Annotated in this window: 11 protein-coding genes and 1 tRNA gene; 6 read left to right on the top strand and 6 right to left on the bottom strand. The window is 67.1% G+C overall.

Annotation, left to right across the window (positions count from 1 at the left end):
- The 3 genes from VEY12_10775 to VEY12_10765 form a co-directional block, all read right to left on the bottom strand.
- On the bottom strand, positions 1-1,312 hold a 1,312-nt coding region (locus tag VEY12_10775), incomplete at its 3' end, for a trimethylamine methyltransferase family protein (protein ID HYM40600.1).
- 31 nt (positions 1,313-1,343) lie between these two features.
- Complete coding sequence (locus tag VEY12_10770) at positions 1,344-2,807, bottom strand: trimethylamine methyltransferase family protein (GenBank protein HYM40599.1); 1,464 nt, start codon at positions 2,805-2,807, stop codon at positions 1,344-1,346.
- Entirely contained in the window at positions 2,804-3,451 is a 648-nt protein-coding gene (locus tag VEY12_10765; GenBank protein HYM40598.1) for a corrinoid protein, read from the bottom strand. The genes VEY12_10770 and VEY12_10765 overlap by 4 nt, the downstream gene beginning before the upstream one ends.
- A 235-nt stretch (positions 3,452-3,686) precedes the next feature.
- Between VEY12_10765 and VEY12_10760 the strand changes: the two genes are divergently transcribed.
- The 3 genes from VEY12_10760 (at position 3,687) to VEY12_10750 (ending at position 6,658) form a co-directional block, all read left to right on the top strand.
- Positions 3,687-4,913 carry an MFS transporter gene (locus VEY12_10760; protein ID HYM40597.1) on the top strand — a complete coding sequence of 409 codons (1,227 nt, stop codon included), beginning with the start codon at positions 3,687-3,689 and terminating at the stop codon, positions 4,911-4,913.
- Positions 4,914-5,010: 97 nt separating this feature from the next.
- Positions 5,011-5,232: a hypothetical protein gene (locus VEY12_10755; protein HYM40596.1), complete on the top strand. Its 222-nt coding sequence runs from the start codon at positions 5,011-5,013 to the stop codon at positions 5,230-5,232.
- A gap of 151 nt (positions 5,233-5,383) precedes the next feature.
- A complete protein-coding gene (locus VEY12_10750) occupies positions 5,384-6,658 on the top strand; it encodes an MFS transporter (GenBank protein HYM40595.1) in 1,275 nt (424 codons plus the stop codon).
- Between the two features lie 12 nt (positions 6,659-6,670).
- Here VEY12_10750 and VEY12_10745 read toward each other — a convergent pair whose 3' ends face one another.
- The gene (locus VEY12_10745) at positions 6,671-7,969 is read right to left on the bottom strand and encodes an ABC transporter permease (protein ID HYM40594.1); all 1,299 of its coding nucleotides are present in this window, start codon (positions 7,967-7,969) and stop codon (positions 6,671-6,673) included.
- Complete coding sequence (locus VEY12_10740; protein HYM40593.1) at positions 7,966-8,691, bottom strand: ABC transporter ATP-binding protein; 726 nt, start codon at positions 8,689-8,691, stop codon at positions 7,966-7,968. Before VEY12_10740 ends, VEY12_10745 begins: the two co-directional genes overlap by 4 nt.
- Before the next feature lie 200 nt (positions 8,692-8,891).
- Between VEY12_10740 and VEY12_10735 the strand changes: the two genes are divergently transcribed.
- The 3 genes from VEY12_10735 to VEY12_10725 all read left to right on the top strand — a co-directional run bounded on the left by VEY12_10735 (position 8,892) and on the right by VEY12_10725 (position 12,669).
- The gene (locus tag VEY12_10735) at positions 8,892-9,521 is read left to right on the top strand and encodes an adenylate kinase (GenBank protein ID HYM40592.1); all 630 of its coding nucleotides are present in this window, start codon (positions 8,892-8,894) and stop codon (positions 9,519-9,521) included.
- A gap of 58 nt (positions 9,522-9,579) precedes the next feature.
- Positions 9,580-9,653, top strand: a tRNA-Arg gene (locus tag VEY12_10730).
- Between the two features lie 409 nt (positions 9,654-10,062).
- The gene (locus VEY12_10725) at positions 10,063-12,669 is read left to right on the top strand and encodes a hypothetical protein (GenBank protein HYM40591.1); all 2,607 of its coding nucleotides are present in this window, start codon (positions 10,063-10,065) and stop codon (positions 12,667-12,669) included.
- Positions 12,670-12,682: 13 nt separating this feature from the next.
- Here VEY12_10725 and VEY12_10720 read toward each other — a convergent pair.
- Positions 12,683-13,190, bottom strand: a 508-nt coding sequence (locus VEY12_10720; protein HYM40590.1) for a hypothetical protein, incomplete at its 5' end; no start/stop codon positions are given.

Raw genomic sequence — 13,190 nt, 5'->3', positions numbered from 1 at the left:
CGTCGGCGGCCCAGGAATCGAACGCCCGGCGGTCAATCAGCGTGGGCATGAAGTGCTCCGTCCTCAGGTGGTTCATCGTATGGCGTTGCGCGAGGAAGTTCTTCCCGGGCCCCACCTTCGCGATGATGTCCAGGGCGAGCGTGTCGTCGTCGGCCCATTCCCCTCGGATGAGCCGGGCGATCGCGCCCACGATCTCGTCGTCGACGACAATCTGTTCGTAGTACAGGGTCGCGGAATCTTCGAGGAGACCGATGCCGCACATGAGGTCGGCGCCCGCGAGGAGCGGGCCGACGAGCCCGGTGTAGTACTCGAGGACGGCCTGGTCCCCGGGCACCTTCGCGGTCGCCGAGACCCCTACGCAGGAGGGCATCTTGTACCAGTGGGCGAGCTCCGTCGCCATGGCGGAGGACAGCGCGTGCTCCGGGCTGCCGCCGGACCGTACGGTCGTCTTCATGTCGAGGGGCGCGTTCCCCATGCCGTAGATCACCGCGGCTCCGGGCGCGTGCAGCTGCACGATGGTCAGGGCCGCGAGGACCTCCGCATTGCCCACAACGAGCGATCCCACGAGGGTGGCCGGGCCCGTGGCTCCGGGTTGAGGCATGCCGAAGAACACGAGGGGCACGCCCGACTCCGCGAAGTACAGGCTTGCGTCCATGACCCCCGCGTCGAGCTGGAGCGGCGCGAAGGTGCACTGGAGGCACGAGGTCAAGGGGCGCCGACGGAACGCCTTCTCCCCGCCCGCCGCCAGGTAGCCCATCTCCGTGAGGGCCTTCGCGTCCTTGAGCGTCACCCCGGTCTCGTACATCACGTGCTTCTCCGTGTGGTTCAGGGAGGCATCCAGGTCGTGCAGGTGGACCGTCGAGGGGTGCTGATCCATGGAGCTGACCATGGGCCAGTGGATGTGGACGTTCGGCAGGAAGTCGATGAGTCGCGACGTCTGGGCCACGTCCTCCTTCGTGGACGGGCGTCGCCTTCGCGTCTCGAAGTCGACCGTGACCGCGCCGTTGCCGTTCGCGGTGACGTAGCTGCGGTGGCCATCCAGCACGGCGTCGTACTTCGGGTCGCGGGCCGCGAGGGTGATCGACGTGCTCTTCTTCGCGAGGGCCTCCTCGACGAGATGGGCGGGGAATTTGACAATGAGCGTCCGGTCGTCGACGTCCGCCCCGTGCGCGCGGAGGATCGCCCGGGACGTGTCGCTGTTCACCTGTACGCCGACCCTCTCGAGAACCTGGAGGGTGCCGGCGTGGATGCGCTGCAGGTCGGCTTCCGTGAGAATCTGGAATCGGATGCCGCGCGGGATTCCGTAGGTCATGGTGTTCACCTTATCAGTCGCGATGCCTCCGTCAGCGGATCGGCTCCGTGATCTCGGCCCGGGAGGCTTCGTCGATCATTCCGTCGAGCCGGCGGATCAGGCTGGGCTCGAGGGGGAACGGCACGGGTCGGGCAAGGGCTTCGCGGACCTTGGCCCGCGCGCGGTCCTCGAGGGACATCCGGCCGTCGCGGTCCCAGAGGTCCACGGACCTCCGGTCGATGAGCGTCGGGAGGAACTGCTCGGCCCGGAGGTGCCTCATCGTGTGCTTCTCCGCGAGGAACATCCCCCCGATGCCCACCTTCTCGATGAGGTCCAGGGCGATCGTCTCGTCGTCCACCACGATGCCGTCCGCCAGGCGCTTGATCATGGCGACCTCCTCGTCGTCGATCACGAGCTTGACCAGGGAGAGGGTCTTCGCGTCCTCGAGGAGCCCCAGGCCCACGATCAGGTCCGCGCCCCCGAGGACCACGGACAGGCCCTGGGGAAAGCCCTCGATGGCGGACTGGGTCCCCGGCACGGAGGCGGTCGTGTCGAACCCGCCCGTGAGGCTCGGCACGCCGAAGTCGTGGGCGAGCTGGGTGATCGCAACCCCCGTCAGCCCGTGCTCGGGCGCACCGCCGGCCCGGGTCGTCGTCTTCATGTCCAGCGGGGTGACCCCGCATCCCCAGATTACGGGCGCCGCGGGGTTCGCGAGGCGGCACATGACGAGCCCGCTCAGGAACTCCATGGCCGCCACGGTCACCGAGCCGGCCAGGGTCACGGGCCCCGTGGCCCCGGGCGTGGGCATCGTGAAGATGGAGACGGGGACGCCCGCCGCGCCGAACGCGAAGGCGCCGTCCATCATGGGGCCGTCGTGCTGGAGGGGCGCGATCGAGGTCTGCACGGAGGACATGATCGGGCGCTTCCGCAGCTCCTCGTGACCTCCGGCCACCGCGGCGCCCATCGCGACGAGCCGCCGCGCCTCCTCCGCGTTCGCGCCGCTCGCGTACAGGATGTGCTTCGGCGTGTTCATGAACGAGACCTTGAGATCCACGTAGAGCCGGACCTCGGGCGGGGCGTCGTTCGAGTTGCACATGGGCCAGAACACGTGGTGGTGCTCGAGCGCGTTGGAGACCCTCGCGCTGTCCGCGAGATCCTTGGCCGTGGAAGGCCGCCGTTCCCCCGTTTCGAAGTCGAGGGTGAGGGGCCCCGTGCCGTTGTTGCACAGGTGAACGTGGGCGAAGTCGAGCTCCGCGGTCCGTTGGGGATCCCGCGCGTGCAGCGTGACCCGCACGGGCGGCCTCCCGAGGATCTCCTCCGTGAGCGATCGTGGGATCTTCGCAGTCTCCGTTCGCTCGTCCACGCTTGCTCCCGCCTTCCGGAGAAGCTTCCGGCCTCGGGCGGTGCCGACCTTGACGCCGATGCGCTCGAGGCCCTCGATGGCGGCGGACCGGATTCGGGCGGCGTCCTCGTGGGAGAGGACGGGATACGGGCGCCGGATGGCGAGGCCGCTCACGCCTTCGCCCCCACGAGCTTCTGCGCGAGCCGCACGGCTCCGCTCGCGTCGCCTGCGGTGCCGTCCGAGCCAATCTCCCTCGCGTACTGTTCCGTGACAGGCGCGCCGCCCACGACGTACTTCTTCCGGGATCGTACGCCCTTCGTCTGGGCCGCCTTCAGGAGCTCCTTCATCCGCGGCATGGAGGTCGTCATGAGGGCGGAGACGCCGACGATCTCCGCGTCGATCTCATTCGCCTTGGCCAGGATCGTCTCGGCGGGCTGGTTCACCCCCATGTCCACGACGTCGAACCCGTTCGCCGTGAGCATCGTGGCGACCAAGTTCTTGCCGATCTCGTGAATGTCATCTTGGACCGTGGCCAGGACGACCTTGTGCGTATCCCGCGCGCCTGCGCCCTTCGGCACATGCGGCTCGAGGACCGCAACCCCCGCGCGCATGGTCTCCGCGGCCATCACGAGCTCGGGGAGGAAGAGCTCCCCGGCCCCGAACTTCACGCCCACCTCGCGGATCCCCGCGGCGAGCCCCTTCTCGATGCCGTGCAGCGGGTCCATCCCGCGGTCCAGGGCTTCCTGGGTCAGCGTGCCGATGCGCTCCATGTCGTATTCGATGACCGCCTTCTTCAAGCGTGCGACGTAGTCGTCCAAGGGAACGTCCCCGCGTCGGCGTTGGGAGCATCCGAGCGGGGATAGTCCTATCGAACGTACTCTTCATGTTGTGGAAAGACTCGCACCCGGCCGTGCAGATACCGGAGAACTTGTGGCGTTGCGGTCTTCGGATGGGGTCTGTGCGATGCCTGCAACCCTGCGTTGGCTCCATCCACCGGAAAGTAGAAGTCCGTTGGCAGGATGGCCGGCACTCTCCTGAGGAAAACGGATTCGTATGGAGGCTCCCCCGTCGGATTCCAAGTCCCCGTCGGGCCTCGGCTTCTCCGCGATTCCCTCCCAGGTCCGCTGGATCGTCGGGGCGAACGCGTTCGGCGCGGTGGGCTTCGGGTACCTCATGGTCTTCATCACCGCCTATCTCCCCGAGGTTGGAGTCGAGTCCGGGGTGGTCGGGCTGGTCCTCGGCGCGGAGGGCGCCGCCATGGTCCTCAGCGCGATTCCCCTGGGCCTCTATTCGGACCGGCGGGGTCGGAAGGGCCTCCTGCTCGTGGGCTCGATCATGTTGCCGCCTTCGATTCTCGTGTTCGCCCTGACGCGGGAGCCGTTGTGGCTGGTCCTCGCCTCCATCGTGGCCGGCGTGGGCGAAGGCGCGTTCCTCTCCACGTGGAACGCGATTATCGCGGACCAGACCACGACGGAGCAACGGAACGCCGCGTTCTCCCTCTCCTTCATCCTGAACAACGTCGCGTCGGGGATCGGGTTCGCGCTCCCGCTCGCGTTCCCCCTGCTGCAAGGATGGACCGGGTTGGACAGCCGGTCGATGCACATCGATGCCCTGGTGGTCACGGACCTCCTCGGGTTCCTGGCCCCGGTCGCGTTCTTCATCCTCCTCCGGGACTACCACGAGAAGGTCGTAGTCCGGGAGGCGCGGCCCCGACACATGGACTGGAAGCCGCTGCTCAAGTTCTCGGGGCTGAACGGGTTGATCGGCCTCGGCGCGGGGTTCTTCGTCCCCCTCGTGGCCACGTGGCTCCTCCTGAAGTACGGCGTCTTGGACACGTGGAGCGGGCCCGTCCTGGCCCTCGCGAACCTCACGATCGGCCTCGCGGCCATCGTGAGCACGCCCCTCGCCCGGAAGTACGGCCCAGTCCGCGCGATCGTCCTCGTGCAGGGCCTCTCCACGGTGTTCATGCTGAGCCTGGCTTTCCTCACGAACGCGGTCGTCGCCGCGGGGTTCTACATCGTCCGCGCGGCCCTGATGAACATGTCCTCGCCGATCTCAGATTCGTTCCTCATGGGGATCATCGCGCCGGAGCAGCGGGGTCTCGCGAGCGCAGTGAACTCAATCATCTGGCGCCTCCCCAACAGCATCACCACGGTGATCGGCGGCCTGCTCATGGAGGCGGGCCTGCTCGATCTTCCCATCTTCATCGCCGCGGCCTTCTACATCGTGTCCATCTCGGGGTTCTACCTCGTCTTCCGGAGCGTACGGCCCACGAGCTGAGCCGCATGACGTTGCCCACGACCTCGACACTGTTCGGATTTGGGGAACCCTAAATATCCGTACTGGCTAGCCGCGTGACGCGCGGAGGCAGGGTGTGATGGCCGAGTTAGCCGACGTTCTACCCACGGACACGATGGTTCACCCGAACGCGAGGGTCCCGAAGACCCGGAGCGGGAAGATCATGCGGCGGGTCGTCGGCGCCGTGGTCGCGGAGAAGCCCGTGGGCGACGTGACGACCCTGGACGGCGAGACAAGCGTGGAAGAGGCCAAGCGCGCATACCAGGAACTCAAGGCGCAGATTGCGGCGGGCAAATCCTAGTCGCCCTCGCGACGAACTCCGTGGAGGACCGGGGCGCGCTCGAACTGGACCCCCTTCCATCCCAGACGGCGCGTTCGTGCGCTGTCCCATTTCCTTTTGTGGAAGTCCTGACAAAGCCTTCTTGAGGGACCGCCTGGCTCGCGCGGCTGTCATGCGCTCGGCCGATCAGCCTGCCGCACCTCCTCTCCGGCCCGCCCACCTGCTCACCCTCTCCCGATTCTCCCACGTCCCGCGGCGGGTCAGGTGGCTCATCTACCTCTTGTCCTTCCTCACCGTGAGCCAAGGCTTCTACTACGTGATCGTGACCGCGTACCTCCCCGAGATCGGCGTGAGCGGCGGGGATGTCGGTCTGATCCTGGGGACGAGCGCGGCGAGCGTGGTCCTGAGCGCGATCCCCCTGGGGATGCTCAGCGACCGGCGCGGGCGCAAGCGCGTGTTCCTGTTGGGAACCCTGGGGCTTCCCCCCGCGCTCCTCGTGTACGCGTTCACGACCGACGTCCTGTACCTCGTCCTGGCCGCGATCGTCGTGGGCGTGGCCCAGGGTGCGTTCCTCACCACGTGGAACGCGATGATCGCAGACCAGACCACCCAGGAGAACCGCGACCACGCGTTCTCGCTGTCCTTCGTCGTGAACATCGTCGCGAACGGCGCGGGCGCCTCGATCTTCATCCTGTTCCCCGTGCTCTCGGACTGGACCGGGGCGTCCATCGCGACCCTCCACCACGACGCGCTGATCTTCTTCGCAGGATTCGCCTGCCTCTCACCGCTCTCCCTCGCGTTCCTGCTCCGTGACTTCGAGGAGGTCAGTTACCCGAGGTCGCGGATCTTCGGGCGCGGCCGCAAGATGGGACTCCTGGTCCGGTTCTCCCTGCTCAACGGACTCATCGGCCTCGGTGCAGGGTTCATCATCCCCCTGATCGCCACGTGGCTCTGGCTCAGGTTCTCCGTGCCCGACACGCTCAGTGGCCCCCTCCTCGCCGTGTCCAACATGACCGTCGGGTTCGCAGCGCTCTGGAGCGCGGGGCTCGCGAAACGCCTCGGCCCCGTGAAGGCGATCGCCCTCACGGAGGGCCTGTCGACGATCTTCATGGTCAGCCTAGCCTTCGTCCCCAACGCGGCCCTCGCCGGGGGGCTGTACATCGTCCGCGCGGCGCTCATGATGATGTCCTCGCCGATCTCGGACTCCTACCTGATGAGCATCATCGCCCCGGAGGACCGCGGGGTCGCCAGCGCGATCAACTCGATCGTCTGGCGGCTCCCGAACAGCGCAACGACCGTGGTGGGCGGCGCCCTCCTCCAGGGAGGCCACTTCGAACTCCCGTTCCTCCTCGCGGCCTCGTTCTACCTGACGTCCATCGGCGGCTTCTACGCGACGTTCCGGAACGTCCGGCCGTCCAAGGAGGACGCGGTTCCGGCCCGAGCCTAGGCCTTCCCCCGGTCACCGACCGGGGAGGTTCACGAACCTCCAGATTCCCTTCCGCCCGTGCCGATTTGCGGTCCCTCGCGTGAACCGTCCCGTGAGAAGCCGGTCGGTCCGGAAAATCCAGATCGCGATGAGAATCATGACCACGGCGAATGCGAATGAGTATCCGATCCCCATGAGGACGAAGGCGTAGTCCTTGAACATCAGGGAACGCATCGCCATCATGGGGTGGCTGAACGGGATTGCGAACACGATGGCCTGGGCCGCTGCCGGGAGCGTGTTGTAGTCCCAGAACATGGTCATGAACATGGGGAGCATCGCCAAGGCCGTGACGGGCATTGTGAGCGTTTGGGCGGCCTTGTAGTTCTTCGCGAACGTGCCGAGGACCATGCACAACGCGAGGGCGGCGAACAGGGCCGCGAAGACGGAGACCCCGAGGAGGATGTAATCGATCGGCGTGAGCGTGAGGCCGTAGGACGCGAGATTGACGGGGGCGCTCGCGCTGAGCCCGCCGATGTAGTAGCTGAACCCGACCATGTAGATACCCGCCATGAACAGACCGATCACCGCGCTCGCGATGAGCTTGCCTGCGACGATGGCGCCGCGACCCACGGGCAGCGTGAGGAGGGTCTCAAGGGTCTTGTTCTCCTTCTCCATGCCCATGGAGGTGATCACCATGCTCCCGGCCATGAGGATGATCATCATGATGATCACGGGGACGAACGTGGACTGGGACGCGAGCATGTTCCCGAGCACGGACGGCGAGACGCCCGTCATGACAACGCCATGGAAGTAGGTCGTATCGGTCCGATTCGTCGGCGCGAGGACCACATTCGCAGGCACGGGTACCCCGGTGCCGATCAGATACATGGAGATTGCCTTGCTCACGCTGGAAAGCAGGGCCTCGACGGAACCCGAGGAGATCGAGTCCAGGATGCCTGCGCCCCGCATGACCCAGTAGATTTCAACCTGGCCGCGATTGCCGCCTAAGATCGAGGACGTGAAGTTCGAGGGGAAGTACAGAACCGCGACGCCGTTGTTCGCTTGGGCGGCTTGGAGGCCCTCATCCACGGAGGTCCCGTTATAGGCGAACTTGGCGCCCGCGGCCAGCACCTGAAGACTCAGGTTGCCGAGGGCTCCGCGATCCATGGGCACCACGGCGATCGTGGGCTTCGCCTGGGCTTGCTGGGCGACGTTGCCGATTGCGGTCCCCAGGCTCCCGAACAGCAGGGCCATGACGACGATGGGCAGGATGACTGTGAGCGTGAGGAGTTCCCGCAGCTCTTTGCGGACGATGTTCGTGAGGGCGCTCATGCGGCCACCGCCATGAAGACTTCCTCGATGTTCGCCGCGTGGTGCTTCGCCTTGAGCTCGGCGGGCGTGCCGGTCTCTACGATGACGCCGTCGTGGATCAGGGAGATGCGGTCGCAGAGGAGTTCGACCTCGAGCATGTTGTGGGATGAGACGAGGAAGGTCGTACCCGCGAGGGCCTCCTCCTTGACGATCTTCCGGATCTCCTGCGCGTTGATCACGTCGAGCCCGGAGGTGAGCTCGTCGAGGATGGCGAGGCGTGGGTTCGTCATGAGCGCCCGGCCGACGAGGAGGCGGCGCATCATCCCCTTGCTGTACGCCTCAACCTTGTCGTCGATGCGTTCGCCCAAGCTCACAATCTGCAGCCCGCGGGAAATCATCTCGCGCTCCGCATCGCCGTGGGCAAAGAACCGGGCGATGAACTCGAGGTACTGCCGACCGGTGAGGTTCTTGTAGGCCCCCGCTTCCTCGGGCAGGTAGCTGATCGCTTTCCGGACGTCCTCGGGGTCCTTCCCCACGTCCATCCCGAACACCTTCACGGAGCCAGAGGTGATCTGGAGGAGCGTCGCGAGGACCCTCAGGGTCGTTGTCTTGCCCGCCCCATTAGGTCCGATGAGCCCGTACACCTCACCCCTCCGGACGGAGAACGAGACGTCCTTGAGCGCGAGAAAGCTCCCGTAGCTCTTCTTGAGATTTTGGACCTCTACGGCGATGGTGGTCTCCATCTTCCCCACTCCGAACCGTCCCCACGGCGTCCCGCGCTGCGAGCCCTCGGGGATGCGGTAGGTACGGGACTGGAGTCGACGCGTCTTAACGGTGCCGCATGTATTCTAGGGACCGCTAGGGTCGGCCGGGCGGAGCGTTCTTGCAGCGTTCATGTCCGCAGGGTACAAAGTCTTTTGGCCGCTCGCGCGTTCCTGCAGGCATGCGCCTCGTTCTCCTCGGTCCGCCGGGCTCGGGGAAGGGCACACAGGCCGCGAAACTGAGCGAATCTCTGGGCATCCCCCGCATCTCCACGGGCGACATCCTCCGGCGCAACGTCGCCGCGGGGACCGAGCTGGGCAAGAAGGCGAAGGCCTACATGGAATCCGGGAAGCTCGTGCCGGATGACCTGGTGATCGCGATGACCGCCGAGCGGCTCAAGGAGTCCGATGCGTGGAACGGGTTCATCCTAGACGGCTTCCCGCGGACGATCGCGCAGGCGGATGCGCTCGCGAAGCTCACGTCCTTGGACGCTGTGATCAACCTCTTCCTCGAGCCCGAGGAACTCGTCAAGCGCAGCGCCGGCCGACGCGTCTGCCCGAAGTGCGAATCCGTCTACCACATCTTCTCGAATCCCCCGAAGAAGGCCGGAATCTGCGACAAGTGCGGGAGCACGCTCGTGACCCGTCCCGACGACCGGCAGGAGGTGGTCCGGACGCGGATCGAGACGTACGAGCGGCAGACCGCGCCGCTCATCCAGTACTACAAGGAACGCGGCCTGCTCCGTGAGGTGTACGCGAGCGGCCTCATCGACGAGATCACGCAGAGGGTCCAGGAAGGGCTCAAACCCTAGGCGGCCCAGGGCGAAGCACCCAAGTGTTTTTGTATCGCGAACCGATGCGAGGCCCCGCGCCCCTGTAGGCTAGTTTGGATAGGCTAACAGCCTGCGGAGCTGTAGACTGGGGTTCAAATCCCCACAGGGGCGTCCTCTCTCCTGGGGCCATCGTCCACGACGCTCGGGCACGCGCCAAGGACCCGACTCCCGGAGGGAGATAGCCTTATGGCCCCCGAGGGTTCTCTGTCGAGGCACTCATCCCGGATGGCTCGCTATGCTGTCTCCGAGACGCGGGTTTCCCATCTGGCTCCTGGTTGGCGCGTTGCTCCTCCCAGCCGCGGCCGCCGCGTTCGCCCCCGGAGGGCCGTTAGGAACGGGCTCCGCGGCGGGCCCCCTGGTCCCCGGGTTGCCGGCGAGTCGCCCGCTCCTCTCGGCCGGCACTCCTGCCCCTGCCCTCGCTAACGTGAGACCATTCGTCAGGGTGTCGAGTCCCGTTCCGTTGGCACCCATGCCTATGCGTATGCCGGCCACTTCACCGCCGAGTGCCCTGGGGGCCTCCGTGTCGCCCGAAGTGCTCGCGGGTTGGGATGCCCTCCACCTGGGCAACAACTCGGGCGTCACGACGCATTACCATCCGCCCGATGTGATCGTCTCCGCGGGCCCGACCCACGTGGTCGAGATGGTCAACCTCCTCATGGGCGTGTACACGAAGACGGGGACCCGGGTCCGCACCACGAACCTCACCGCCCTGTTCCACTCGGGCGGAGATTTCATCTCGGACCCGAAGGTCCAGTTCGACCCCGCCACGGGGCGATGGTTCGCCACGGTGACCGACGTCACCGCGACCCAGGTCCTCCTCGCCGTTTCGGCGTCCTCGGACCCCACGGGTTCCTGGCGTGTGTTCAGCGTCCCCAGCGCGGCGACGGGCCACTGTCTGGACCAGCCCATCCTGGGCGTCGGCACGTCCACGGTCATCGTGTCCGTGAACGTCTTCAGCCAGCCGAGCCCGTCCAGCTGCACTTCGCCCTACCTCGGCGCGCAGTACTGGGTCGTCAACAAGAACGACCTCGTGACGAATGCCACGTCCCCCGCGACGTTCGCGTCCGTGCCCGATCCCACGGAGTTTTCCATTCACCCCGCGCAGATTCAAGGGACGAGCTCGGTCGACTACATGGTCTCCGTGTACTGGCCCGGGGCCGTGGGCACGTCGAGCACCCTGCACCTGTTCACGGTCAGCGGCACGCCGCCGTCCGCGGTCACGGTGACCGTGACGAGCCTCTCCATGGCCACGGCTGCGGTCGCGCCGCCGGCGCCCCAGAACGGGAGCACCGCGAAGGTCGACACGAGCGACCTCAGGGTGAGCGACGCCGCGTGGTCCGGTGGGAGTCTGTGGCTGGGGTTCGACGAGGCGTGCCGTTCGGATCCTACGCGCGCCTGCATCCGCCTGGCCGAGATCGGCACGAACGGGCCGTCGCTCCTCCAGGACTTCGACCTCTCCGTCCCGGGCAAGTTCGCGTTCTACCCCGGCCTGCGCATGGACGGGACGGGGAGCCTTGCGGTGGTCTTCGGCTATTCATCCCCCACCGACTACCCCGGCATCATGGCGACGGGCCGGCTGGCCGGCGACCCGCCGAGCACGGTTCAGGCGGTCCAGGTGGTCGCCGCGGGTTCCGGACCCGAGAGCCCGTCCGGCTGCGTGCAGACGTGCCGGTACGGCGACTATTTCGGAGCGGGCCTCGACCCCACGAACGCAAGCGTCGTGTGGCTCGCGGGAGAACTGGGGACGCCGACGGGATGGTCGACGCACGTCTTCGCGGTCTCCGTGAAGGCGGAGCTCACGTTTTCCTATCGCCTCTCCCACGCGGGCAGCGGATACAGTCCCCCGGCGGTCACGTACGTTCACGGGGGCGTAGCCGCGCAACAACCGTTCTCCACGAGCCCGACCACGGCGCTCGCAGATCCCGGGACCGCATGGTCCGTGAGCGCGGAGCTCGCGGGCTCCTCCGTGGCCCGGGGGGAGGTCTGGGTCGTCAACTCCAGCGTCGGCGCCCCGGCGACTGCCGGCGTCGCGAACCGCTCCCTGGTCCGGAGCTTCGACTACTTCCACCAGTACGCCATTTCCTTCGGCTTCCAGGTCCTCGGCGGCGGGGGCTACGGAATCTCGCCCCAGCTCAACGGGACCGTGCTCGGCCTTCCCGTGATCATCACGACGCCCCAGAGCCTGTTCCTCGATGCGGGCAGCCCGTACGAGTACCCTCGCTTCCTCTCGGGATCCTCGACCACGGAGCGCTGGGAGACGCTCGCTGCGGCGGCCACGGTGTCCGGCCCCGGGAACGTCTCCGCGACCTACTACCATCAAGTGCGGGTGACCTTCGAGTACAGCGGTCCGGTCGGTGCCCTCGTGCCTCCCCCCAATCTCACCTATCCGTACCTCGGGAGCCCCGCCCGAACCCCCCTGAACGCCACGGTCTGGGTGGACGCACGCTCGCCCTACGCGTACGATGCCTCGGTGGCGGCCGGGGACCCAGGGGCGCGTTGGGCGGCGGGCCGGAACAGGATTGGGAGCGTGACCGCGTCCGGGACCGTGGTCGTGGCGTACCGGAAGCAATTCCTCCTCTCCGTCACCTCGGTTCCCGCCGCCCTGGCGACGTCCGTCTCCGGAGCGGGATGGTACGACGCCGGTGCCTCAGCCACGCTCGACGCGGCCGCGCCCACGGGGTGGCGGTTCGGTTCCTGGGGCGACGATGCATCCGGGACCGCGCTCACCGCGACCCTGCTCGTCCTGCGGCCGATGAACGTCACCGCGATGTTCGAGGCGGGCCTCACAATCACCGCGGGCGACGGCGGATCCGTCGCGTACGCATACGGCTCGGTGTCGGGGACGGTCCCTGCGGGGACCTCCGCAACGATCTACGTCCCCGTTGGGACGAGTGTGACTCTGACGGGGTCGCCCTCCTCGTGGGTCCAGGCATTCCGGGGATGGTCCGGTGCGAGCTCGGAGACCGCAGCTTCGACCACCGTGCTGGTGAGCGCCCCCGGTGTGGTGACGGGCACGTTCGGCGTGAACCTCCTCGTCGTGGACGGCGTCCCATTCGTCGTAGTCGTGATCGCCCTGGTCGCCGTCGTGGTATGGCGTCGCCGAAGGCGCTCTCGGCCTCCGGTTTGATGGGTCCGACGATTCACTTCGTGACGACGACCTGCGGCTTCAGTTTCGGCCCAAGGGCCTTCGCGAGCGCGCGGTCGCGGTCCCACTTCGCCTTGACCCAGGTCTCGATCGCTGCGATCTGGGCGTCGGTCAGGTGTTTGAACCGCCCCTGCAGCTTCAGGTACTCCCGCACGGGGGTGAAGCGGGGCTCCCGGTTCAGGGTGAGGACGCCGTCCTCGAACTCCATCAGGGTGAAGATCCCCGTCTCCACGGCAAGTTTCGCGAGGTCCACGGTCGTGTCGGACTCGGCGCGCCAGCCCACGGGGCATGGCGCGAGGACGTGGAGGTAGCGGAACCCCTTCTTGGCCTTCGCCTTGTCGAGTTTCTTCAGGAAGTCCGCGGGGAAACCCAGGGAGGCCGTGGCCACGTAGGGGACATCGTGGGCCATGAGGATGCGGGGCACGTCCTTCTTGAACTCGTTCTTCCCCTTCCCCTCCGCGGTTGGGCCGAGCGGGGTCGTCGTGGTCCACGCGCCGAACGGT

The sequence above is a fragment of the Thermoplasmata archaeon genome (assembly GCA_035632695.1).
Taxonomy (GTDB): domain Archaea; phylum Thermoplasmatota; class Thermoplasmata; order RBG-16-68-12; family RBG-16-68-12; genus RBG-16-68-12.
The sequence above is the reverse complement of the archived record's forward strand: the minus strand, read 5'-3'. Positions and strand labels throughout refer to the sequence as shown.